This window comes from Serratia grimesii NBRC 13537 (assembly GCF_001590905.1).
GTDB lineage: Bacteria > Pseudomonadota > Gammaproteobacteria > Enterobacterales > Enterobacteriaceae > Serratia > Serratia grimesii.
Map to the genome: position 1 here is coordinate 1 of NZ_BCTT01000020.1, position 23,121 is coordinate 23,121.

The following is a 23,121-nucleotide window of genomic DNA, read 5'->3' on the forward strand; positions in this document are numbered from 1 at the left end:
AGGCATCAATTAAGCCAAGAGGCCATCCGCAAGGATGGCCTTTTTGCTATGTGCGAAAGGAAAAACAGCGCAGCTACGCTGCGCCTTTCAACCATTCAGCAATGAAAGCAGCGATGTTTTCGGGCTGATTGAGATCTAACAACCTTATCTTCATGGTTAAAGGTTGATCGCTGGCAACGGCGATAACAAACTCATCCAACATATCCTCAAGTGGCCTACCAATATCTTCACGATAGAGAATGATTTTGCTGATAGGTTCATGTTTAAACCCCTCAACTAGAATGACATCCACCTTGGTACGATCAAAACGACTGGCCAGATACTGAAGATCCAAAGGCTGTTGTTCTGGTGTTTCGGTCATTAATGCCCAACGACGATCGCTGGCGACTAATGTTTGATCTGCACCGGCTTTGCGCAATTCATAACTGTCTTTTCCAGGCGTATCCACATCCATATCATGATGCGTATGCTTTATCAGCCCGACACGGATTTCCTGCTGCTTTAATAAAGGAATTAATTGCTTGAGCAGCGTGGTTTTACCTGTCCCGCTGTAAGCGGCAATGGCCAGTAGCGGGGGAAAAGCATTATTCATTGATAGGTCCTTTTGCTTGTAACCAACGCTGGCAGTCTTCCCGGGTATTAAGATTATGGAATGCCGTTTGCTGGCCTTCGAAGGTTATCTGTTGTGCGCCCACTGTATCCAGGAACAACATCAATTTACGTTCCCCACGAGCCAGATAGGCTGTTAATTGAGGTGCCAGACTGTTGTGCAGCAGCGCCAGGGTTGGATGTGCCCGCTCTCCATCGTGGGCGTAGGCGGCCAGTGCTTGGCCTTTTTGTTGCCAAAGCTGTTCAACCAATGTAGTAGGAAAGTCGGGGACGTCGCAGGGTACAAAAGCGATCCATTCTGTGGTGGCGTGCTTAAGCCCAGCTAACATGCCAGCGAGTGGCCCGGAAAAGTCAGCGATCAGATCACTGATTACAGGCAGGCCGCTTTCCTGATAGCGGGTCTGATTGCGATTGGCGCTAATGGCTATTTGCCCGACCTGCGATCGTAACCGAGACAGTACGTATTGATATAGCGGTACGCTGGCAACCTGAACCAGACCTTTATCTTCCCCACCCATTCGTGTTGCGCGTCCACCGGCTAAAATAATGCCGGTAATATCCTCGTGCATAATTATTATTCCGAATTTATGGCTAACGCCCTGATTGTAGCGCTAAAGCTGGTGTGGCATCAGGATTTACCTTTATTGACAAGCTGGTTCTTTCACTGTGTTGGTAAGCCTGCTACTTTGTGTGTTTATTCATTCTAATGGACGATATTGCGATGAAAACGCACCGCGTAAACGAGCTGATTGAACTGTTGCAGCCAGCCTGGCAGGAAGATCCGGATCTTAGCCTGATTCAGTTTTTGCAAAAATTGGCACAAGAGGCTGGTTTTCAGGGCAATCTGACCGAACTGAGTGATGATATCTTGATCTACCATCTGAAAATGCGTGGCAGCGCCGGTACTGAGCAGATCCCCGGTTTGAAGAAGGACTACGAAGAAGACTTTAAAACGGCATTACTGCGCGCCCGTGGCGTGATAAAGGATTAGCATTCGTGCGGTATGGTGAACCAGTTGCTCGTGAAGGCTGTCATTAATGCTACTATTTCTCATTCCCGGCACAGTGATGTCACCAAACGAAACCGAATGTTGTTATGAACAACTCAGCTTTTAATTTTCAGACCCTGTCGCCCGACCTGATAATGGACGCGCTGGAAGGGATTGGCCTGCGTGTAGATTCCGGGCTAACAGCGCTTAATAGCTATGAGAACCGCGTCTATCAGTTCATGGATGAAGATCGTAAGCGTTATGTGGTGAAGTTTTATCGCCCTGAACGCTGGAGCGCCAAGCAAATTGGTGAAGAACACCAGTTTTCACAAGATCTTGCTCTGGCGGAGATCCCAGCTGTTGCCCCTTTATGCCTGCAAGGGCAAACGTTGCATACGCACAGTGGTTTCTTCTTCACTGTCTTTCCCAGCGTTGGTGGGCGGCAGTATGAGATTGATAATCTCGCTCAGCTGGAGTGGGTAGGTCGTTTCCTTGGGCGTATTCATCAGGTGGGCAGTGAAAGCCTGTTTGTTGAGCGCCCGACAATGGGTATTGAAGAGTACCTTACTGCGCCACGTCAGGTATTGGCTAGCTGTGAACTGTTACCGAAGGCACAGCGCGAAAGCTTCCTGAAAGCGACCGATACGCTGATTGAAGCGATTAAACAGTGTTGGCATTTGAACTGGCAGCCGCGTCGTTTGCACGGTGATTGCCACCCGGGCAATATTCTGTGGCGTGATGGCCCGCTATTTGTTGATCTTGATGATGCGCGGAACGGTCCGGCAATACAGGATTTGTGGATGCTGTTGCACGGCGAACGTCGCGATCGCTTGATGCAGTTAGATGTGTTGCTGGAGGCTTACTCAGAGTTTGCCGAGTTTGATCAAAGTGAGTTGGCGTTGATCGAACCACTGCGTGCGATGCGTATGGTGTACTACCTCGCATGGGTCGCTCGCCGCTGGCAAGATCCCGCGTTCCCTAAAAGTTTTCCGTGGATGGCGGAGTCTGATTTCTGGTTATCTCAGACGGCGGCATTCACCGAGCAGGTTAAGCTGTTGCAGGAACCCCCTCTGCAGCTGATGCCAATGTATTGAAGCTTTAACACAATGGAGAGTTTAGTCTTATGAAGAAAATATGGTTGGCACTCGTTGGCATGGTAATGGCATTCAGTGCCTCGGCTGCGCAGTTTAGCGATGGTACTCAGTATGTAACCCTGGATAAGCCCGTGACCGGTGAACCTCAGGTGCTGGAGTTCTTTTCCTTCTATTGCCCACACTGCTATCAGTTTGAGCAGGTTTATCACGTTTCCGAAAATGTGAAAAAAGCGCTGCCTGCGGGCACCAAAATGACCAAATACCACGTTGAGTTCTTGGGGCCTCTGGGCAAACAGCTGACTCAGGCATGGGCCGTTGCAATGGCGCTGGGTGTGGAAGATAAAGTCAGCCCGTTAATGTTTGAAGCTGTGCAGAAAACCCAGACTGTGCAAACCCCGGATGATATCCGCAATGTGTTTGTGAAAGCGGGTGTGAGTGCAGCGGATTATGACGGGGCATTGAACAGCTTCGTGGTTAAATCCCTGGTTGTTCAACAGGAGAAAGCCGCAGAAGATCTGCAACTGCGTGGCGTTCCGGCTGTATTTGTTAACGGTAAATACATGGTTAAAAATGACGGTCTGGACACCAGTTCGATGGATGCTTACGTGAAGCAATTCGCCGACGTGGTTAAATACCTCAGCCAGCAGAAGTAACCGAGATTTAATGTTAAAAAAGCCGGCTTAGCCGGCTTTTTTTCTGCTATTGCTGCTTCAGTTTATCCAACAGTCGATCTTTGTCTTGCCACAGTGTATTCAGCCAGAGTTGGAAACGTCGCTTAAACTGCTTGTCGTTAAAGTAATCCCCATGCATGGTTTCATCGATTGGCAACAACTCAATTCTCACCACAACACGTTTCAATCGACCGCATAGCATATCCATAAACGGGCGCTCAGTATTATCCGGATAAAGCAGGGTGACGTTTAACACTTTATCGAACTGCTTACCTAATGCACTGAGTGTAAAAGCAATACCGGCGGCTTTAGGGGCCAATAAATTGCGATAGGGGGAATTGCTTTTAATTTTCTTGGCTTCAGTAAAACGTGATCCCTCCACAAAATTGACGATAGTGGTCGGACGTTTTCGAAACTTCTCGCAGGAACGGCGCGTAGTTTCGATGTCATTACCGCGCTTGTCAGGATGTTTGAGTAAATAGCCGCGCGAGTAGCGTTTCATGAATGGCATATCCAGCGCCCAACAGGCCAGGCCAACAAAGGGTACCCAGGCTAGCTGTTGTTTAAGAAAGTATTTATTCATGGGAATATGGTTACGGAACAACACGCAGAGCACCACAATATCCGACCAGCTTTCGTGATTACTGATCAGTAGATACCAGTTTTTACGTTCCAGCCCTTCGAGCCCTTCAATATCCCAACGCAGTTGCCAGTTGATCCGTAATAGCAATGCCAAACCTGCACACCAGCACCACATCATAAAATCAGCAAAAGCTGAGATACGTTTCCAAACGGCAGGAAAAGGCACCAGTAGTTTAATGATGCCAGCCAGTGTGATTGGGATCGAACACAGTACGGTCACCAAAATGGCGAGCAGGGCAGAAAGTATAAAAATAACAGGGGATAACAATCTTGGCATGGTTATGGGCTGACGGTTGGTGAGAACAGCGTTACATGCCGGTATGCATGAACAAAAAAATATTTTAACAGAAACTATAGAGGGAAAGCGCCCGCTAACAGTAACTGTTTTATGGCGGAAGAAATAGGCATTTGCTGCGTTTTCGTGCAACTTGCTCATCTTGTGCTATGGTAATTGAGGCGCCGAATTTGATTAATAGTGCGATTAAAATTGAGTGCAAGTTATATCCACAAATCGTGTAAAAGTCGATAATTACCCTCAGTGAAAATAGCGTCATTTAACGCAGTGATTTCAATAGGAATTTTATTTCCCATTATAACGATAAACGCATCGTTATAATTTATTGTCTTTTCTATACACAAAGTTATCCACAGGCAGGATCTTGAGGATCGCTTCGCAGAATCACATGATTTTCACCCTTAATGCACGCTAAGGTTCGTCTCAGGCGGCCAGCTATGGCATGCTTACCGCTATGTCCGATCACGATAAAGATAAAGTAACGCTATGGCCCAAATTGCAGAAAACCCATTAATCCTGGTTGACGGTTCCTCGTACCTCTACCGCGCTTATCATGCCTTCCCTCCGCTGACTAACTCTGCGGGTGAACCGACCGGGGCAATGTACGGCGTGCTGAATATGCTGCGCAGCCTGCTGTTACAGTATCAGCCGAGCCATGTTGCGGTGGTGTTTGATGCCAAAGGAAAAACCTTCCGTGATGAGCTCTTTGCAGAATATAAATCGCATCGGCCACCAATGCCGGACGATCTGCGCGCGCAAATTGAGCCGCTGCACAAAATGGTCAAGGCCATGGGGCTGCCGCTGCTAGTCACGCCTGGCGTAGAGGCAGACGACGTGATAGGTACGCTAGCCCAGCAAGCTGAAAAAGCGGGTCACGCGGTGCTGATCAGCACCGGTGATAAAGACATGGCGCAGCTGGTAACACCGAACGTCACCCTGATCAACACCATGAACAATACTATCCTCGGCCCGCAGGAAGTGTGCGACAAGTACGGTATTCCGCCGGAGCTGATTATCGACTTCCTGGCGCTGATGGGGGATGCCTCGGATAACATTCCTGGTGTGCCTGGTGTGGGTGAGAAAACGGCTCAGGGGCTTTTACAGGGGCTTGGTGGGTTGGATATGCTTTACGCCAATCTGGACAGCATCGCCACGCTCAGCTTCCGTGGCGCCAAGACCATGGCGGCCAAATTGGAACAGAACAAAGAGATGGCATACCTCTCTTACAAGCTGGCCACCATCAAAACCGATGTCGAACTGGATCTGACCTGCGCCGATCTTGAAGTGTCTGCGCCGGACGTCGACGTATTACAGCAGCTGTTCAAACAGTACGAATTTAAGCGATGGCTGGCAGATGTTGAAGCCGGCGTTTGGCTGGAAGGCAAGAAAAGTGCCGGTGTGAAAGCAACCAGCGCGGCGAAATCTTCTGCCAGTGCAGTAGCCGAAACCGGAAAAGCCGCGGCAGAAGCGACGTTGTCGCAAGAGGGTTATGTCACCATTCTGGATGAAGATACTTTCGCTGAGTGGTTGGAAAAACTTAAAAAAGCCGACGTATTTGCCTTTGATACTGAAACCGATGGCCTGGACACGCTGACCGCGAACCTGATCGGCTTGTCGTTTGCTATTGCCCCAGGCGAAGCCGCTTATCTGCCGGTGGCTCATGACTATCTTGATGCGCCAGTGCAGTTGGATCGCGCTCACGTGTTAGCCACCCTGAAGCCGCTGCTGGAAGACGAGAAAGCGCTGAAGGTCGGGCAAAACCTGAAGTTTGATATGGGTCTGTTGGCTCGTTATGACATCAGCTTGCGTGGCATTGCCTTTGACACCATGCTGGAATCCTATGTGTTGGACAGTGTGGGTGGCCGTCACGATATGGACAGCTTGTCTGATCGCTATCTTGGCCATAAAACCGTGACCTTCGAAGAGATTGCCGGTAAGGGTAAAAAGCAACTTACCTTCAACCAGATTGCATTGGAGCAGGCCGCGCCTTACGCCGCTGAAGATGCCGATGTCACGCTGCAATTGCATTTGGCGATGTGGCCTCAGTTGCAGGAAAGTGCCGAGCTATTGACGGTATTCAATGAGATCGAAATGCCGCTAGTGCCGGTGTTGTCGCATATAGAGCGAACTGGGGTGCTGATTGATCAGAGTATTTTGGCTACGCATTCTATCGAACTAACCAAGCGCTTGGCTGAATTGGAAATTCAAGCCCATGAACTGGCGGAAGAGCCATTCAACCTGGCGTCGACTAAACAGTTGCAGGCTATTCTGTACGAAAAACAAAAACTGCCTGTACTGAAGAAAACCCCGGGCGGTGCGCCGTCGACTAACGAAGAAGTGTTGGCGGAATTGGCGCTGGATTACCCGTTACCGAAGGTGATCCTGGAATACCGTGGGTTGGCAAAACTGAAAACGACCTATACCGATAAACTGCCGCTGATGATCAACCCGGTCAGTGGTCGGGTGCATACTTCCTATCATCAGGCGGTGACGGCTACCGGACGTCTCTCCTCCAGCGATCCTAACCTGCAGAATATTCCAGTGCGTAACGACGAAGGGCGCCGCATCCGTCAGGCATTTATTGCCCCGGAAGGCTATCGTATCGTTGCTGCCGACTATTCTCAGATTGAACTGCGTATTATGGCTCACCTGTCACAGGATGAGGGGTTGCTGAAAGCCTTTGCGGCTGGAGAGGATATCCACCGCGCCACTGCAGCCGAGGTGTTTGGCCTGCCACTCGATAAAGTAACCAATGAGCAGCGCCGCAGCGCCAAAGCGATTAACTTCGGCCTGATTTATGGCATGAGCGCATTTGGTCTGGCACGTCAGCTGGGGATCCCTCGTGGGGAAGCTCAGCGTTACATGGATCTCTATTTTGAGCGCTATCCAGGTGTGCTGGACTACATGGAGCGTACTCGCCAGCAGGCGGCCAGTCAGGGCTACGTCAGTACGCTGGATGGTCGTCGGTTGTATCTGCCAGACGTAAACTCCAGCAATGGTATGCGTCGTAAGGCGGCCGAGCGTGCGGCGATTAATGCCCCAATGCAGGGGACCGCAGCGGATATTATTAAGCGCGCGATGATCGAAGTGGATGCTTGGCTGCAAGCCCAAGAGAAACCGCTGGTGCGTATGATCATGCAGGTACACGATGAATTAGTGTTCGAGGTGCATGAGTCGGTGATTGAGGAGTCCAGCCAGCATATTCGTGAGCTGATGGAAAATAGCATGATGCTGGCAGTGCCGCTGAAAGTGGACGTCGGCGTGGGTGCTAACTGGGATGAAGCCCACTGATGATGTTGAGGTTCGCCAGCCATATCCACACTGGATGTGCTAACTGGCGATAACCTAAGCAGTTTTTGTAATTAAGCTACAAGATACGGCGATTGTTTCTCCAACCTCGCCGTTATTACGCGCTAAACTGTGTAAGTAAACTACAAAAAATTCTTTTGCACTGCGAAAAAATCATGTAAAGTTACTCGCGTAGGGTACAGAGGTAAGATGTTCTATCTTTCAGACCTTTTACTTCACGTAATCGGATTTGGCTGAATATTTAGCCGCCCCAGTCAGTATTGACTGGGGCGTTTTTTATTGTAAAAACAAAGTGCAGCCATCGTTTTATCTTATCTCTCCCACTGTATTCCTCTTCAAGAAATCTTCTGTAATTGCCCGTTGTTCATACTCTTCACATTAAATCGTTATAAGAATTTATGATGGTTTTTGGTCATAACTGTAATTAGATAACGAAAAATGCCTGAGATCGCGGTTTTTTGAGCATAAAAAAGCCGATGTGTTTCCACATCGGCCATGGTGTTACCTGGGGGACTTTATTCGCCAGCGGCGTCGTCATCTTCCGGCAGTACTTCCGGTGGGATCTCGTTAAACCAGGTATTCAATTTTTGGCTCAGTTTGTCGACGCCGATTTTTTTCGGTGAAGAGAAGGCTTCAACCTGGATATCGCCCATAAATGGCACGACTGCTTCACGTACCATATTGAGTTGTGCCTTACGCGCACCGGATGCCAATTTGTCTGCCTTGGTCAGCAGAACCAGTACCGGAGTACCCACATCGACCGCCCACTGAATCATCTGTTGATCGAGGTCTTTTAATGGGTGGCGGATATCCATCAACACCACCAGACCTTTCAGGCAGTTGCGCATTTGCAGGTATTCACCCAACGCACGCTGCCATTTGCGTTTCATTTCTTCCGGTACTTCCGCATAGCCATAACCCGGCAGATCGACGAGGCGAATGCCTTCTTCAACCTCGAACAGGTTAATCAGCTGGGTACGGCCCGGTGTTTTACTGGTTCGCGCCAGGCCTTTCTGGTTGGTCAGGGTATTTAACGCGCTGGACTTACCGGCATTAGAGCGACCGGCGAACGCAACTTCAATACCTTCATCCCCCGGAAGATGGCGAATATCGGGCGCACTGGTGACGAAATGGGTCACATGATAATTGTAATTCTTGCTGGTCAAAATTTTTCGTCTCCGTGAGGATGGCTTACTGGTTGGCGATTATAACTGCATCAGCGGTAAAAATGGTGTGTTTCTCTGTTTTTAAGCGCCAGGCTAGCAGGGCATGGCAGTAAGGCCAGCTCACGCGTGTGAGACATTCGCCATTCGAATAGTGGGTAATGTCGCTTTATTCGAAAGCTATTTTTTTTATTTTAATTAAAAAACAAAAAGTTAATTATCTGCTGCATTCTTCGATATGCCAATTACACGGCAGATACCTTGAGCGTAAACGTTGATCGCGTAGAGTAGTTTACAGCACAAGGCTGTGCAGGATTAAGGAACATCCGGGAAGGGTGATAAATCTCATGGAGTGCACGGGACGTGCTGGAGTACCAGGATGAACCCAGAAGGAATTGATCTATTTGCATCTGAATATGCGAATAGCACAAGGATGGTGAAGTTACTGCAATTGGGATGCCCGCAGGAAGCGCGCTCAGGAAGAGCGGATGCGTACGGATTGCGCCATGGACGATTTTCCTTTCAGGATGAAGGACGTAGTGTTGCAGGGAATGCGGTTATAGCAAAAGGAAAGACCAGGATGTTGAGTGTGCGCACGGAGCGCGTAGCAGGAATATCCTTCGAAAGAGGGTGCAAATAGGCGGCGGGTTTAACCTGCCGCCTTTTTTCTTTGTCCGCTTTCTGCTAGATTCCGCCGCAATCGTATAGCATCTATCTCTATACTGAATCTACATACCTAAGAGCATACGCTATGAACCAGCCATCAAAAGCACCTCGCGCCCCACGCAGCAGCGCGGCGACGTCGAAAACCAAAAAGAAAAGCCGTGTGGAGCTCGATCAGGAAGCCCGTGAACGCAAGCGTGCAAAGAAACGCCGTGGTCTTGCTTCCGGTTCTCGCACCCAGGTTGAGTCTGCCAATCAGAAAAATAAAGCAGGGGCACAGACCAAAGATCCACGTATTGGCAGCAAAGTGCCGGTAGCGCTGTTGGCTGAAGATAAGCCAAAAGCCAAACCGCAAGCCAAGCCGAAAGCTGAAGCCAAGCCTAAGCCACGTCTGACGCCGGAAGAAGAGCTGGCTAAGTTGGAAAATGATGAGCGTCTGGATGCACTGCTGGATCGCATTGATGACGGCGAGACGCTGAACGCTGAAGATCAGTCCTACGTTGATCAGACTCTGGATCGTATTGATGCCCTGATGGAGCAATTGGGTATTGAACTGGGTGATGACGACGAAGAAGAAGAAGAGAAGCGGGAAGATATTCTGAAACTGCTGAAAGGCGGTAACCCAAAAGACGTAATTTAACGCGTCATGTGGCTGATCCTGACAATAGCCCTACTCTTGATGTGTTATCTGCTGTGGTTATTCGGTAAACTATGGCGGCTGTCTAAACGTAAATCACGTTTCCGCAGCGCTTCCGCGGCCAGACAGCGTAGACAACTGCCCATTTCCCGGCCCGGTAGGAAAAAATATCGGAAGGAGTGAGCATGTCAGAGCAGGCAATTGTCTGGGATCTGGCCCTGATCCAGAAATATAACTATTCAGGGCCGCGTTATACCTCATACCCCACAGCGCTGGAGTTTAACCAGGGCTACGACGACGTGGCGTTCAAACGCGCTGCAGCGCGTTATCCCGAGCGTTCTCTGTCGCTGTATGTGCATATCCCTTTCTGCCACAAGCTCTGCTATTTCTGTGGTTGCAACAAGCTGGTGACGCGTCAGACACACAAGGCTGATGAATATCTGGCTGTATTGGCACAGGAAATCGCCCTTCGCGCTCCCCTGTTTGCCGGGCGTAAGGTCAGCCAGTTACACTGGGGCGGCGGCACACCGACCTACCTGAGTAAGTCGCAAATCAGCACGCTGGTGGCACAACTGCGGCAACACTTTGATTTTCTCCCCGATTTGGAAATGTCGATCGAAGTCGATCCGCGTGAGATTGAGCTGGATGTGCTCGATCATTTACGCAGCGAAGGCTTTAACCGCCTTAGCATGGGTGTACAGGACTTCAATAAAGACGTGCAGCGATTGGTGAATCGCGAGCAGGATGAAGACTTCATCTTCGCGTTGATTGCACGCGCCAAAGCACTAGGTTTTAATTCCACCAATATCGATCTGATCTATGGGTTGCCGAAACAGACACCAGAGAGCTTCGCTTATACCCTGCAGCGGGTAGCAGAGTTGAATCCGGATCGTCTGAGCGTATTTAACTACGCCCATATGCCGAATTTATTCGCAGCCCAGCGCAAAATCAAAGACGCGGATTTGCCGAGTGCGCAGCAGAAATTGGATATTCTGCAGCAGACCATTGCCTCCCTGACCGAGTCCGGCTATCAGTTTATCGGCATGGACCACTTTGCCCGCCCGGATGATGAACTGGCCGTGGCACAGCGCGAAGGGAAACTGCACCGCAACTTCCAGGGATACACCACTCAGGGGGACAGCGATTTGCTGGGGCTGGGGGTTTCGGCTATCAGCATGCTGGGGGACAGCTATGCCCAGAACCAGAAAGAGCTGAAGACCTATTACCGTAGCGTTGAGGCGCAGGGGAATGCCTTGTGGCGCGGCCTGGCGATGACGGAAGATGACTGCCTGCGGCGTGAGGTGATCAAAACGTTGATCTGTAACTTTAAGCTGGACTACTTGGCTATAGAGCAACAGTTTGGTATCAGCTTCGCCAGCTACTTTGCTGAAGATTTGCAGTTGCTGGCGCCGTTTGAACGCGACGGGCTGGTGGAGCGCAACGAGCAGGGTATCCGCGTTACGCCACGTGGTCGGTTACTGATCCGCAATATCTGCATGTGCTTTGATATCTACTTGCGTCAGCAGGCACGCGCACAGCAATTCTCTCGGGTTATTTGAGGGATAAAAAAACAGCCGCTAAAGCGGCTGTTTTTTCGATTAAACATTTAACTCAAGAAATTAATCAGTGCTGCGCACAGCACAGCAGCCACGGCTGCCTGTGGCGTGTGACTGGCGGCAGAGCCAAGCTCCGCGCCTTGGGAAATGAATGCGACCAATGAGTCCAGCATCGAGAGCCTCCAGAGTGTGCGCCCCGATCATACTGCCGCCAGAGCGGCTGTAAAGCCTGAAACAGTCGATTTTTTGTGCGCTTGATTGTGTTTTCTATAATCAACAACACAAACTATTCCATTCCCAACTCTTTCAACTTGCGAGTTAACGTATTACGGCCCCAACCCAGCAAGCGAGCGGCTTCCTGCTTATGCCCCTGGGTATGGCGCAACGCGGTAGTGAGCAAAGTGCGCTCCATTTCCGGTTGCGCTTCCGACAGCAAGTTTTGATGACCGGAACGTAGTGCGCGGTCGGCCCACTGTGCCAACAATGTGGCCCAGCTGTCTGGCAGACTGTGGCTGGTGGTTTCTGGCGCAGAGGTTTCAAACAACTCACTCGGCAGATCTTGAATCAGCACCTCTTGCCCGGCGGCCATCACGGTTAACCAGCGGCACGTGTTCTCCAATTGGCGCACGTTGCCTGGCCATGGCAGGCGGGTCAGAGCCGTTTCTGTCTCAGGATGCAAATTCTTCGCCTCAACACCCAGCTCTTTTGCGGCCACCTGTAGGAAGTAGCGTGCCAGACGTGGAATGTCCTCACGACGCTCACGTAATGGCGGCAGGTGTACACGTATCACATTGAGACGATGGAACAGATCCTCACGGAATTTGCCTTCCTGCACGCGTAATTCCAGGTTCTGGTGTGTCGCGGCGATAATACGCACATCTACTTTCACCGGCGCATAACCACCGACACGGTAGAATTGGCCATCTGCCAACACTCGCAGTAAACGAGTTTGAACATCCAGTGGCATATCGCCGATTTCATCCAGGAACAATGTCCCGCCATCAGCCTGCTCAAAGCGGCCCTGGCGAATCTGATTAGCCCCCGTAAAGGCGCCTTTTTCGTGGCCGAACAGTTCGGACTCGATCAGATCTTTGGGAATAGCCGCCATATTCAATGCAATAAACGGCGATTTAGCGCGCGGGCTGTGGCGATGCAGGGCATGAGCCACTAGCTCTTTACCTGTGCCTGACTCACCGTTGATCAAGACGCTGATCGATGAGCGTGAAAGACGTCCGATAATACGGAATACATCCTGCATTGCCGGGGCTTCGCCGATAATGTCTGCGACCGGATCGTTAGCTGGCTGACTGCGCGCTGGTTGTTGTTGTTCCTGATAATGACTGATAGCACGTTCTACCAGTGCGACAGCTTCATCGATATCAAAGGGTTTTGGCAGGTAATCAAAAGCCCCTTGCTGGTAGGCACTGACTGCCGCGTCCAAATCCGAATGTGCCGTCATTATGATGACCGGAAGCATAGGGTGACGCTGCTTTATTTGTTTGAGTAATGCAAGACCATCCATGCCCGGCATGCGGATGTCAGACAGCAACACGTCAGGCGTTTGTGTGGACAAGGCTTCCAAAACCTCATTGCCACTCTCGAAGGTTACGCAGCTCACACCTGCCCCAGTGAGTGCGCGTTCAAGCACCCAGCGGATGGAGCTATCGTCATCGACGATCCAGACTATCCCTCGTTGCATAGAAAACCTCACTGACGAATAGGCAGGTAAACCGAGAATTCGGTATGTCCTGGCCAACTGTTAAATTCAATTTTTCCGCAATGTTGATCAATAAGATTACGGGCGATGGATAAACCCAGGCCGGTTCCGCCTTCGCGGCCGCTGACCATTGGGTAAAACAGCGTGTCTTGTAACTGCGCCGGCACGCCGGGGCCGTCATCTTCTATATCAATACGTGCTGCCAGCCGATAACGGCTGCCATGCAGGGTGATCTGGAATGCGGTGCGGGTGCGTAACGTGATGGTGCCGCCAGCCGGTCCCAGTGCCTGCAGAGCGTTACGGGTAATGTTCAGCAGAACCTGTTCGATTTGATCCGGGTCGTGCGCCATTTCCGGTAGGCTGGGGTCATAATCACGTACCAGCGTCACGTTATCCGGTTTTTCCAGTGCCACCAGTTGGCAAACGCGTTCTGCGACCTGATGAATACTTTGGGTAATGTGCTGGCCAGGCCGTTGTGGGCCCAGCAGACGATCAACCAGATTGCGCAGGCGATCGGCCTGTTCAATGATGACCTTGGTGTATTCGGTCAGTGATGGATCTGGAAGCGCCTTGGCCAGCAATTGTGCCGCGCCCCGTAAGCCACCAAGTGGATTTTTGATTTCATGTGCCAGACCACGTACCAAATCGCGAGCGGCAACTTGTTGTGCGTGTTGTAACTGTTCCTGACTCAGGCGGCGTTGGTTATCCATCGGCGCCAGCTCGACCAAGATATAACCTTCAGGCAACGCCTGGGCGGTCAAAGAGAGGATGTGCGCACGTCCGTCAACCACCAGGGTCACTTCGTTATCGGTAAAGCCCTGACCGGCGCGCAGGCTCTCACGCATCAAATCGACGTTCAGTGAGAAGTAGCCGAGCAGATCGGGTAAAGGCGTACCGAAAAGTTTACGAGAACTCTGTGCCAGCAGTTGTTGTGCTGCCGGATTGGCGTAATGAACCGCCAGCGAATCATCTAACAGCAAAATGCTGTTAATGAGCGAATTGAGGATCTGCCCTGCGTCGGGCAGCTTGCCAGTTGCCATATATGCCCTTCATCTTTCAAGACGCAGCGTTGTTGGCTGCTCTTACTCACACCAGTCACTTGGCAGACCAAGCTCCTGTCGGTTCGCTCGGTTGCCGCCTAGCTGCACCTTGAAATTAATTGGGCATAGCAGACGACTGCACCTTTTTAGTGCATTTATCCTACTCCATCCGTCATGTACGCGGTATGGAATAGTTTTGCAGAAAATATGGTGGAGAAAAAAACCCATCCGAAGATGGGCAGAAAGTTTCCACGGCAACAAAAAAGACAACTAAATCTGGGCGCCGTCCGCAGACGGCGCGGTAAAACTTAAACGCTGTAGTACAGTTCGAATTCAACCGGGTGTGGTGTCATGCGAACGCGATCCATTTCTTCTTTACGCAGGTCGATGTAAGCGTCGATAGCGTCGTCTGTGAATACGCCGCCACGGGTCAGGAACTCGCGGTCTTCGCTTAATGCAGCCAGCGCTTCATCCAGGGAACCTGCAACTTTTGGAATTTCAGCTTCTTCTTCCGGTGGCAGGTCATACAGGTTTTTATCCATGGCATCGCCAGGGTGGATTTTATTAATCACACCGTCCAGGCCAGCCATCAGCAGCGCCGCGAAGCACAGGTATGGGTTAGCGGCTGGATCAGGGAAGCGAGCTTCGATACGACGTGCTTTCGGGCTGGCTACCACTGGAATACGGATAGAAGCAGAGCGGTTGCGGGCGGAGTAAGCCAGCATGACCGGTGCTTCGTAACCTGGGACCAGACGCTTGTAAGAGTTGGTGGTCGGGTTGGCCAGGGCATTGATGGCTTTAGCGTGCTTGATGATACCGCCGATGTAGAACAGAGCAGTTTCAGACAGGCCGCCGTATTTGTCACCAGCGAACAGGTTAGTGCCGTTCTTGGACAAAGACATGTGGCAGTGCATACCAGAACCGTTATCACCGAACATCGGCTTCGGCATGAAGGTCGCAGTTTTGCCAAATGCGTGAGCCACGTTGTGAACCACGTATTTGTAGATTTGGATTTCGTCGGCTTTTTTGGTCATGGTGTTGAAGCGGGTTGCCACTTCGTTCTGACCTGCAGTTGCCACTTCGTGATGGTGTGCTTCAACAACCAGACCCATTTCTTCCATGGTCAAACACATGGTAGAGCGAATGTCTTGTGAAGAGTCGACAGGAGGAACTGGGAAGTAGCCGCCTTTAACTGCCGGACGGTGGCCTTTGTTGCCGCCATCGTATTTGGTGCCTGAGTTCCATGCGCCTTCGATATCGTCGATAGCCACGTGGGAACCACGGATGCTGCTGCCGAAACGAATGTCATCGAACAGGAAGAATTCTGGCTCTGGCCCGAACAGGACAGTGTCCGCGATACCGGATGAACGCAGGAAGTCTTCTGCACGCTTAGAAATGGAACGCGGGTCACGGTCGTAGCCCTGCATGGTGCCTGGCTCAAGGATGTCGCAGCGAATAATCAGGGTGGATTCTTCGAAGAACGGATCCAATACTGCCGTGCTGGCGTCTGGCATCAGTACCATGTCAGATTCGTTGATACCTTTCCAACCGCCGATCGAGGAGCCGTCAAACATTTTACCTTCTTCGAAGAAGTCGGCATTCACCTGATGAGCAGGGATGGTGACGTGTTGTTCTTTACCCTTGGTGTCAGTGAAACGCAGGTCTACGAATTTCACTTCATGCTCATTCAGCATCGTCAAAACGTGTTCAGCGGACATACTTAACTCTCCCGGATTTATCATTGTCGTCGTCGTGGAACGAATCTGTGAAACTGGCTTTTTTTGCCTTGAAAAGACTAAAGCGAAAACTGTGCCAACTTTGCTAAAGCGCGATAAACGCCTTTCTGAGCGGGTTTTGCACAGAATTAGTATGCACCATTAGTGACGCATTGCACTTAAATGGTGCAATCAATGCGAGGTGGGGCACTGTAATGGTGCAAAAGTGCACCAGATGCTGCTTTTTGCACCGTGAAAGGGATCACATACTGACCTGTACACAGTTGTTTATAAGAGACTGTTGTGATCTTGTTTAGTCCCTCGCTTAATACGTGTACAATAGCGCGCTATTTCTAATGCCTGAGGCAAAGCTGTGATCGAAAATTTGCGTAACATCGCCATTATTGCCCACGTTGACCATGGTAAGACCACCCTGGTTGATAAGCTGCTGCAACAATCCGGTACTTTCGGAGAGCGTGTAGAAGCCACCGAACGCGTAATGGACTCCAACGATTTGGAGAAAGAGCGTGGGATTACCATCCTCGCAAAAAACACCGCCATTAATTGGAAAGACTACCGCATCAACATCGTGGATACCCCAGGACACGCCGACTTCGGCGGTGAGGTTGAGCGTGTGATGTCAATGGTTGACTCGGTGCTGCTGGTTGTGGACGCAATGGATGGCCCAATGCCGCAAACCCGCTTTGTGACCAAGAAAGCTTTTGCTAATGGTCTGAAGCCGATCGTGGTAATCAACAAGGTTGACCGTCCAGGCGCACGTCCTGATTGGGTTGTTGATCAGGTCTTCGACCTGTTCGTTAACCTCGACGCAACCGACGAGCAGCTCGACTTCCCAATCATCTATGCTTCTGCACTGTTGGGGATCGCGGGTACTGACCACAATGAGATGGCGGAAGACATGACCCCGCTGTATCAGGCGATCGTAGACCACGTGTCTGCACCGCAGGTTGAGCTCGAAGCACCGTTCCAGATGCAAATCTCCCAGTTGGACTACAACAACTACCTGGGCGTGATCGGTATCGGCCGTATCAAGCGCGGTAAAGTGAAGCCAAACCAGCAAGTCACTATCATCGATAGCGAAGGTAAAACTCGCAGCGGTAAAGTGGGTAAAGTGCTGGGCCACATGGGTCTGGAGCGTATCGAGTCGACCTTGGCTGAAGCGGGCGACATCATCGCTATCACCGGTCTGGGCGAGCTGAACATTTCTGATACCATCTGTGACACCTCTGCCGTTGAAGCACTGCCGGCGCTGTCTGTAGATGAACCAACCGTAACAATGTTCTTCAACGTCAACACCTCACCTTTCTGCGGTAAAGAAGGTAAGTTTGTGACTTCGCGTCAAATCCTTGAGCGTCTGAACAAGGAACTGGTGCACAACGTTGCATTGCGTGTTGAAGAAACTGAAGATGCTGACGCATTCCGTGTATCTGGCCGTGGTGAACTTCACCTGTCGGTTCTGATCGAAAACATGCGTCGTGAAGGTTTCGAACTGGCGGTATCCCGTCCGAAAGTCATCTTCCGTGAAATCGATGGCCGTAAACAAGAGCCGTTTGAAAACGTGACCTTGGACATCGAAGAACAGCACCAGGGTTCAGTCATGCAAGCCATGGGTGAGCGTAAAGCTGACCTGAAAAACATGGATCCAGACGGTAAAGGCCGTGTGCGTCTCGACTACGTGATCCCAAGCCGTGGCTTGATTGGCTTCCGTAACGAGTTCATGACCATGACTTCTGGTACCGGTCTGCTGTATTCCACCTTCAGCCATTACGACGACGTACGTCCGGGTGAAGTTGGCCAGCGCCAGAACGGTGTGCTGATCTCTAACGGCCAAGGTAAAGCGGTAGCATTCGCCCTGTTTGGTCTGCAAGATCGCGGCAAGTTGTTCCTGGGCCACGGTGCGGAAGTGTATGAAGGCCAGATCATCGGTATTCACTCACGTTCTAACGACCTGACCGTGAACTGCCTGACCGGTAAGAAACTGACCAACATGCGTGCTTCTGGTACTGACGAAGCAACTACCCTGGTTCCTGCTATCAAGATGACCCTGGAGCAAGCTCTGGAATTCATCGATGATGACGAACTGGTAGAAGTGACGCCAACCTCGATCCGTATCCGTAAGCGTCACCTGACGGAAAACGATCGTAAACGTGCAAGCCGCGGTCCTAAAGACGCTTAATCGCTGATTTAGTCTGCAACACTTAGGGCGCGTCCAGCGCCCTGAGTTTTTTCCTCTGTCTTTTCCCATTTCTGCCGCGTGCTATACGCTTTTCCTCTTGCTCTCTATTCAGCCTTCATTTTTCCCGCTACAGTAAAATCTCACCGGCCCATCAGGAGAGGACTATGCTGTATATCTTTGATTTAGGTAATGTGATCGTCGATATCGATTTCAAACGTGTACTGGGTGTATGGAGCAATTTAAGTGGTACACCGCTGGCCGTATTGTCCGAGCGTTTCACTATGGGCGAACTGTTCCAACAGCATGAGCGTGGTGAAGTCAGCGATGAAGATTTTGCTGAACGGCTGAGTGATGAAATGGGTATCGCCCTCAGTTTTGAACAATTCGCGACCGGCTGGCAGGCGGTGTTTGTCGCACTGCGCCCGGAAGTGATCGACATCATGAAGCGCCTGCGCAGTGAAGGCCATCGGGTGGTCGTCTTGTCAAATACCAACCGTCTGCATTGCAACTATTGGCCGCAGCACTACCCACAAGTTGCTGAAGCTGCCGATCATATGTACTTGTCCCAGGACATCGGTATGCGTAAACCGGATGCCAACATCTATCTGCATGTACTCAACGCAGAAAATACCACACCAGATCAGGCTATATTTTTTGATGATGTGGAGGCTAATGTGGCCGCGGCTGAAGCGCTAGGGATTAAGGTCGTACATGTGATCGATCGGGACGTGGTACCGGCTTATTTTGCCCAATGACTGCGAAGGGTTAAGCTTAAGGCGTACAAACTGACATCAAGGAGTGGCTATGTCATTTTTCCGCCGTAAGAAGCTGCCTTCTGCGATCAAGCCCAGCGTCACCTTTGGACGGCTGCTGATCAAACGTGTCGACAGTGATGGTCTTACCATGCTGGCGGGCCACTTGGCTTACGTCTCTCTGCTGTCGTTGGTCCCACTTGTGACGGTGGTGTTCGCGTTGTTTGCCGCGTTCCCGATGTTCTCTGACATTAGCGTCCAGCTGAAAAGCTTTATCTTCTCTAACTTCATGCCCGCCGCCAGCAATGTCATCCAAAGTTATTTGGAGCAATTTGTCGCCAACTCCAACAAGATGACCGCCGTCGGTACCTGCGGGCTGATTGTCACTGCATTGTTGCTGATTTCCTCGGTAGACAGCGTGCTAAACACCATATGGCGCAGCAAGAACCAGCGGCCTATTGTCTTCTCCTTTGCTGTGTATTGGATGGTATTAACTCTGGGACCCCTGCTGGTGGGCGCTAGTATGGCCATCAGTTCTTATCTGTTGTCACTCAACTGGTTAGCACAGACCGGTGTCAACAGCCTGGTGGATCAGGTGCTGCGTATTTTCCCGTTGATCCTGTCATGGATATCGTTCTGGCTGCTGTATTGCATTGTGCCGACGGTGCGCGTACCGCCTAAAGATGCGCTGATTGGTGCCTTGGTCGCCGGGCTGCTGTTTGAGCTGGGCAAAAAGGGGTTTGCTCTGTATGTCACCATGTTCCCGTCTTATCAGTTGATCTATGGCGTGCTGGCAGTGATTCCCATTTTATTCCTATGGGTCTACTGGAGCTGGTGTATCGTGTTACTTGGCGCGGAAATCACAGTGACAATAGGGGAATACCGCGACTACCGCCAACAGAAGGCGGAACAACAGGATCAGCCACCAGAAGGGCAGTTATGATTGCGTTAATTCAACGGGTGTTAAACGCCAGTGTTACGGTCGAAGGACAGACGGTAGGCAACATAGGACCCGGTTTGTTAGTGTTATTGGGCGTAGAACAAGATGACAGCGAACAAAAGGCTGTGCGCCTTTGCGAGCGTGTGTTGGGATACCGCATCTTTGGCGATGAGAACGACAAGATGAATCTCAATGTCCAACAGGCAGGAGGTAGCCTGCTGGTGGTGTCGCAGTTCACGTTGGTCGCGGACACGCAAAAAGGTATGCGTCCGAGCTTCTCACGCGGAGCAGTCCCGCAGGAAGCCGATCGGTTATACCAATATTTTGTTGGCCAGTGCCGCGAGCGCGGCATAGAAACCCAGACTGGAGAATTCGCGGCTGACATGAAAGTAGCGCTGGTGAACGATGGGCCGGTGACGTTTTGGCTTCAAGTCTAAGTATTCTGAGAGAGAAGGCGTCTATGTATCACCTACGAGTACCGGTAACAGAACAAGAACTGAAGGATTACTACCAGTTCCGCTGGGAAATGCTGCGCAAGCCGTTGCACCAACCGGTGGGATCGGAAAAGGATGCCTATGACGCCATGGCGCATCACCAAATGGTGGTGGACGAAGGCGGTAAAATTGTCGCTATCGGGCGGTTGTATATCAACGCCGATAATGAGGCTGCCATTCGTTTTCTGGCTGTCGACCCGACGGTGCAGGACAAAGGCTTGGGGACGCTGGTAGCGATGACCCTTGAGTCTGTGGCGCGTCAGGAAAGCGTGAAGCGTGTAGTCTGTAGCGCTCGTGAGGACGCGGTGGATTTCTTTGCCAAGCTTGGCTTTGTTAATCAGGGCGAGATTACCGCGCCGCAAACCACACCGATTCGCCACTTTCTGATGATTAAACCCGTGGCGACGCTGGACGATATTCTGCATCGCCCCGATTGGTGCGGTCAGTTACAGCAAGCCTGGTACGATCATATTCCGCTTAGCGAGAAGATGGGAGTGCGCATCAGCCAATATACTGGCCAGCGTTTTGTCACCACCATGCCAGAGATCGGCAACCAGAACCCGCACCATACGCTGTTTGCCGGCAGTCTGTTTTCCCTTGCTACGCTGACTGCTTGGGGTCTGATCTGGTTGTTGCTGCGTGAACGCCATCTGGGGGGCACCATTATTCTGGCTGATGCCCACATTCGTTACAGCAAGCCAATCACTGGCCGACCGCGAGCGGTGGCGGATCTCAGTTCATTGAGCGGAGATCTTGCTCGCCTGGCTCGTGGTCGGCGTGCACGCGTGCAGGCAGAGGTTCATCTGTTCGGCGACGATGACAGAGGGGCCGTGTTTGAAGGCACTTACATGGTGTTGCCTGCTGAACCAGATGTGCCTTTGGATCAGGGCGGATGTGAGGCAATAGACAGTTGATATTGTGGCCCTCTCAACTCAACGCCGAGAGGGCCAATCAACCATTAAGGCAGTTGTTGGTTAACCGTCTGACCGTCACGTGCGGTGGCCTGCAACTGGCCCTGCAATGAAGCCTTAAATGGTCCATCACTGTTCAACAAGCCCTTCAACTGTAATTGCAGATTACCATCACCTTCCAACGGAACAGACTGCCATCCCCATTGCTGCAGCGTGTTTACCGGTACTGAACGCCCATTCAGCGATAGCGTAAAGGGTTTGCCCGGCAGTTGTTCTACGGTGGCTTTGGCTTCCAGTAACCCTTGAGGCATAAAAGCACTGAGATCGGTAACGTTGATCTGCCCGTCATTGGCGTTTAGTGCCAGTGATGGGCGACGAACGTCGATCTTATTGAAAGTGGCTTCACTGCCGTTCAGGTTGAGCGTACCGGACCAGATGCCCCATTGGTGGTCGCGTGCCAGCAGCAAGTTGCTGCCGTAACCGTCCAAGGCGGTGACCTGGAATGGGAAGGCCGGGTTGATATCGATGATCAGGTTGCGATTGGTGGTCAACTTATTGACATATACCTCCGCCAACCAGTGTGGCAGCGGTTGTAACCATAACGCACGCCAGTCACTCGGTAAGGTGTACTCCAGTGCCGCGACAGCCACCTCATCGAGTTGCAGTCGGTTGTTGGCACGCAGCCAGTTGCCCGAGGTGCGCAACAGCCCGCCTTCCCAGCGGGTGGTGAACTGCTGAATAGCGATACCGGCGGGTGAGAGCCGCATATTCATGATCGGATCAATCAGGTGGAAGCCGCCGTCGATTAGATCACTGGCGTTGAAGTTGAGCGAGCCGTCTGGGCTACTCCAGTCGCCCTGTTGGAAGGTGACGTTTTGCAGTGACAGGTCGAGATCATTGAATGCCCACTCTTTTCCTTCTAGCCGTGCATCAATCAAATCAAAACGTTTAAGCGTAATTGGTGGCATGGCGGTAAAGCGCTGCCAGAACTGTTCCAGCGTGAGTGGCGTCTGCAGACGCACACCGCTCAGACGCAGTCGCTCCACCTGCCAGCTGCCGTCGGCGCTGCGGGTGGCTACACCCGTCAAATCACCTTGCGCCAAATCGGCACCGAAGTTACTTAGGAGCAACTGGTTTTGTTTAAGCTCGCCCTGTACCAGGACTTGCGAGGCGGGGATGCCGTTCAGTGTCATTGAGCCCGCACTGAACTGGAACTGGTTGTTTTCGCCCAAGGGGTGGCCGACGTTGGGTTGCCATGGTGTGATGCCAGCATTGACCTGTTGCGCGTTGAGCTGCCAGGTTTCATCGTTGGATTGCAGCGCCATATTGCTCAGTTGCAATACATCGGCCTGTATTGGCAATCCCGCGTCTTGCTTTTGGAGGTTAAGCGTACCGTCGCGCAATGTTACGCTATGGAAATAACGCGGCTCGGTAATTTGGCGCAGGCTGAGACCCAGGTCCAGACGTTTGGCGACCAGTGATGGCGGCTGATTTTTTTTAGCCAACTGGACATCTTCCAGACTGATTTGGCCGGGTTGATCCCATGAGTGAGAGAGTTTCGCCACCGACATGCGATATTCGCTGTGATCGCTGACCCAGCGGCTTAACCAGCCCGCAGCCCAACGGGTTTGCCCGATGACGTACAACAATGCAATGGCCAGCACTACCAGCAGTAGCAACGTCAGCAACAGTTTCCCGATAAATTTCATCGTCTACATCCGCGTCGGT

At 51.4% G+C, this 23,121-nt stretch carries 21 protein-coding genes; 12 read left to right on the plus strand and 9 right to left on the minus strand.

Features of this window, described 5'->3' with window-relative positions; all coding sequences use genetic code 11:
* Positions 1 to 73 precede the first annotated feature (73 nt).
* Entirely contained in the window at positions 74 to 592 is a 519-nt protein-coding gene (gene mobB, locus SGR01S_RS21690) for a molybdopterin-guanine dinucleotide biosynthesis protein MobB (RefSeq protein WP_061808569.1), read from the minus strand.
* Positions 585 to 1,178: a molybdenum cofactor guanylyltransferase MobA gene (gene mobA / locus SGR01S_RS21695; protein WP_061808570.1), complete on the minus strand. Its 594-nt coding sequence runs from the start codon at positions 1,176 to 1,178 to the stop codon at positions 585 to 587. The genes mobB and mobA overlap by 8 nt, the downstream gene beginning before the upstream one ends.
* Before the next feature lie 152 nt (positions 1,179 to 1,330).
* Between mobA and SGR01S_RS21700 the strand changes: the two genes are divergently transcribed.
* The 3 genes from SGR01S_RS21700 to dsbA all read left to right on the plus strand — a co-directional run bounded on the left by SGR01S_RS21700 (position 1,331) and on the right by dsbA (position 3,344).
* Positions 1,331 to 1,600, plus strand: coding sequence for a YihD family protein (locus SGR01S_RS21700; RefSeq protein ID WP_037421852.1), 270 nt, complete (start codon positions 1,331 to 1,333; stop codon positions 1,598 to 1,600).
* 104 nt (positions 1,601 to 1,704) lie between these two features.
* Positions 1,705 to 2,691, plus strand: a complete 987-nt coding sequence (locus tag SGR01S_RS21705) for a serine/threonine protein kinase (RefSeq protein WP_061808571.1) — start codon at positions 1,705 to 1,707, stop codon at positions 2,689 to 2,691.
* A 29-nt stretch (positions 2,692 to 2,720) separates the two neighbouring features.
* Positions 2,721 to 3,344, plus strand: a complete 624-nt coding sequence (gene dsbA / locus SGR01S_RS21710; protein WP_037421819.1) for a thiol:disulfide interchange protein DsbA — start codon at positions 2,721 to 2,723, stop codon at positions 3,342 to 3,344.
* Positions 3,345 to 3,390: 46 nt separating this feature from the next.
* Here the strand turns inward: dsbA and yihG are convergent, their stop codons facing one another.
* The gene (gene yihG, locus SGR01S_RS21715) at positions 3,391 to 4,281 is read right to left on the minus strand and encodes a 1-acylglycerol-3-phosphate O-acyltransferase, YihG family (RefSeq protein ID WP_037421816.1); all 891 of its coding nucleotides are present in this window, start codon (positions 4,279 to 4,281) and stop codon (positions 3,391 to 3,393) included.
* Between the two features lie 504 nt (positions 4,282 to 4,785).
* Here yihG and polA point away from each other — a divergent pair.
* Both polA and spfP read left to right on the plus strand, forming a co-directional pair.
* A complete protein-coding gene (polA, locus tag SGR01S_RS21720) occupies positions 4,786 to 7,590 on the plus strand; it encodes a DNA polymerase I (RefSeq protein WP_061808572.1) in 2,805 nt (934 codons plus the stop codon).
* 207 nt (positions 7,591 to 7,797) lie between these two features.
* A complete protein-coding gene (spfP, locus tag SGR01S_RS24685; protein ID WP_071892919.1) occupies positions 7,798 to 7,845 on the plus strand; it encodes a small protein SpfP in 48 nt (15 codons plus the stop codon).
* Between the two features lie 278 nt (positions 7,846 to 8,123).
* Here the strand turns inward: spfP and yihA are convergent, their stop codons facing one another.
* Entirely contained in the window at positions 8,124 to 8,774 is a 651-nt protein-coding gene (gene yihA, locus SGR01S_RS21725) for a ribosome biogenesis GTP-binding protein YihA/YsxC (RefSeq protein WP_013815052.1), read from the minus strand.
* A 748-nt stretch (positions 8,775 to 9,522) separates the two neighbouring features.
* On the opposite strand from yihA, the gene yihI reads away from it, so the two are divergent.
* Together yihI and hemN are read left to right on the plus strand one after the other, a co-directional pair.
* Positions 9,523 to 10,074, plus strand: coding sequence for a Der GTPase-activating protein YihI (gene yihI / locus SGR01S_RS21735; protein ID WP_061808573.1), 552 nt, complete (start codon positions 9,523 to 9,525; stop codon positions 10,072 to 10,074).
* Positions 10,075 to 10,256: 182 nt separating this feature from the next.
* The gene (gene hemN, locus SGR01S_RS21740) at positions 10,257 to 11,630 is read left to right on the plus strand and encodes an oxygen-independent coproporphyrinogen III oxidase (protein WP_061808574.1); all 1,374 of its coding nucleotides are present in this window, start codon (positions 10,257 to 10,259) and stop codon (positions 11,628 to 11,630) included.
* Between the two features lie 47 nt (positions 11,631 to 11,677).
* Here hemN and SGR01S_RS24285 read toward each other — a convergent pair whose 3' ends face one another.
* From SGR01S_RS24285 to glnA, 4 genes are all read right to left on the minus strand, one after another.
* A complete protein-coding gene (locus tag SGR01S_RS24285) occupies positions 11,678 to 11,800 on the minus strand; it encodes a YshB family small membrane protein (protein ID WP_147284280.1) in 123 nt (40 codons plus the stop codon).
* Positions 11,801 to 11,913: 113 nt separating this feature from the next.
* On the minus strand, positions 11,914 to 13,326 hold the full coding sequence (gene glnG, locus SGR01S_RS21745) for a nitrogen regulation protein NR(I) (protein ID WP_037421800.1): 1,413 nt from the start codon (positions 13,324 to 13,326) through the stop codon (positions 11,914 to 11,916).
* 8 nt (positions 13,327 to 13,334) lie between these two features.
* Positions 13,335 to 14,384 (minus strand): nitrogen regulation protein NR(II), encoded by a 1,050-nt coding sequence (gene glnL / locus SGR01S_RS21750; protein ID WP_037421796.1) that lies wholly within the window; start codon positions 14,382 to 14,384, stop codon positions 13,335 to 13,337.
* 308 nt (positions 14,385 to 14,692) lie between these two features.
* A complete protein-coding gene (gene glnA, locus SGR01S_RS21755) occupies positions 14,693 to 16,102 on the minus strand; it encodes a glutamate--ammonia ligase (RefSeq protein WP_037421793.1) in 1,410 nt (469 codons plus the stop codon).
* Between the two features lie 370 nt (positions 16,103 to 16,472).
* Between glnA and typA the strand changes: the two genes are divergently transcribed.
* The 5 genes from typA to fabY all read left to right on the plus strand — a co-directional run bounded on the left by typA (position 16,473) and on the right by fabY (position 21,396).
* Positions 16,473 to 18,296 carry a ribosome-dependent GTPase TypA gene (typA, locus tag SGR01S_RS21760; protein ID WP_061808575.1) on the plus strand — a complete coding sequence of 608 codons (1,824 nt, stop codon included), beginning with the start codon at positions 16,473 to 16,475 and terminating at the stop codon, positions 18,294 to 18,296.
* Between the two features lie 164 nt (positions 18,297 to 18,460).
* Positions 18,461 to 19,051, plus strand: coding sequence for a glucose-1-phosphatase (gene yihX, locus SGR01S_RS21765; RefSeq protein ID WP_061808576.1), 591 nt, complete (start codon positions 18,461 to 18,463; stop codon positions 19,049 to 19,051).
* A gap of 49 nt (positions 19,052 to 19,100) precedes the next feature.
* Positions 19,101 to 19,991, plus strand: a complete 891-nt coding sequence (locus SGR01S_RS21770) for a virulence factor BrkB family protein (protein WP_037421786.1) — start codon at positions 19,101 to 19,103, stop codon at positions 19,989 to 19,991.
* Positions 19,988 to 20,425, plus strand: coding sequence for a D-aminoacyl-tRNA deacylase (dtd, locus tag SGR01S_RS21775; RefSeq protein WP_037421783.1), 438 nt, complete (start codon positions 19,988 to 19,990; stop codon positions 20,423 to 20,425). The genes SGR01S_RS21770 and dtd overlap by 4 nt, the downstream gene beginning before the upstream one ends.
* Positions 20,426 to 20,448: 23 nt before the next feature.
* A complete protein-coding gene (fabY, locus tag SGR01S_RS21780) occupies positions 20,449 to 21,396 on the plus strand; it encodes a fatty acid biosynthesis protein FabY (protein ID WP_037421780.1) in 948 nt (315 codons plus the stop codon).
* 44 nt (positions 21,397 to 21,440) lie between these two features.
* Here fabY and SGR01S_RS21785 read toward each other — a convergent pair whose 3' ends face one another.
* The gene (locus tag SGR01S_RS21785; protein WP_061808577.1) at positions 21,441 to 23,102 is read right to left on the minus strand and encodes an AsmA family protein; all 1,662 of its coding nucleotides are present in this window, start codon (positions 23,100 to 23,102) and stop codon (positions 21,441 to 21,443) included.
* Positions 23,103 to 23,121 lie beyond the last annotated feature (19 nt).

Excerpts from the sequence above, each read along its gene's own strand:
- yihX (WP_061808576.1), top strand. The coding sequence starts at position 18,461 with ATGCTGTATATCTTTGATTTAGGTAATGTGATCGTCGATATCGATTTC.
- SGR01S_RS21770 (WP_037421786.1), top strand. The coding sequence starts at position 19,101 with ATGTCATTTTTCCGCCGTAAGAAGCTGCCTTCTGCGATCAAGCCCAGC.
- yihI (WP_061808573.1), top strand. The coding sequence starts at position 9,523 with ATGAACCAGCCATCAAAAGCACCTCGCGCCCCACGCAGCAGCGCGGCG.
- dsbA (WP_037421819.1), top strand. The coding sequence starts at position 2,721 with ATGAAGAAAATATGGTTGGCACTCGTTGGCATGGTAATGGCATTCAGT.
- glnA (WP_037421793.1), bottom strand. The coding sequence starts at position 16,102 with ATGTCCGCTGAACACGTTTTGACGATGCTGAATGAGCATGAAGTGAAA.
- glnL (WP_037421796.1), bottom strand. The coding sequence starts at position 14,384 with ATGGCAACTGGCAAGCTGCCCGACGCAGGGCAGATCCTCAATTCGCTC.
- yihG (WP_037421816.1), bottom strand. The coding sequence starts at position 4,281 with ATGCCAAGATTGTTATCCCCTGTTATTTTTATACTTTCTGCCCTGCTC.
- mobB (WP_061808569.1), bottom strand. The coding sequence starts at position 592 with ATGAATAATGCTTTTCCCCCGCTACTGGCCATTGCCGCTTACAGCGGG.
- SGR01S_RS24285 (WP_147284280.1), bottom strand. The coding sequence starts at position 11,800 with ATGCTGGACTCATTGGTCGCATTCATTTCCCAAGGCGCGGAGCTTGGC.
- polA (WP_061808572.1), top strand. The coding sequence starts at position 4,786 with ATGGCCCAAATTGCAGAAAACCCATTAATCCTGGTTGACGGTTCCTCG.
- glnG (WP_037421800.1), bottom strand. The coding sequence starts at position 13,326 with ATGCAACGAGGGATAGTCTGGATCGTCGATGACGATAGCTCCATCCGC.
- mobA (WP_061808570.1), bottom strand. The coding sequence starts at position 1,178 with ATGCACGAGGATATTACCGGCATTATTTTAGCCGGTGGACGCGCAACA.
- SGR01S_RS21785 (WP_061808577.1), bottom strand. The coding sequence starts at position 23,102 with ATGAAATTTATCGGGAAACTGTTGCTGACGTTGCTACTGCTGGTAGTG.
- hemN (WP_061808574.1), top strand. The coding sequence starts at position 10,257 with ATGTCAGAGCAGGCAATTGTCTGGGATCTGGCCCTGATCCAGAAATAT.
- SGR01S_RS21700 (WP_037421852.1), top strand. The coding sequence starts at position 1,331 with ATGAAAACGCACCGCGTAAACGAGCTGATTGAACTGTTGCAGCCAGCC.
- SGR01S_RS21705 (WP_061808571.1), top strand. The coding sequence starts at position 1,705 with ATGAACAACTCAGCTTTTAATTTTCAGACCCTGTCGCCCGACCTGATA.
- fabY (WP_037421780.1), top strand. The coding sequence starts at position 20,449 with ATGTATCACCTACGAGTACCGGTAACAGAACAAGAACTGAAGGATTAC.
- dtd (WP_037421783.1), top strand. The coding sequence starts at position 19,988 with ATGATTGCGTTAATTCAACGGGTGTTAAACGCCAGTGTTACGGTCGAA.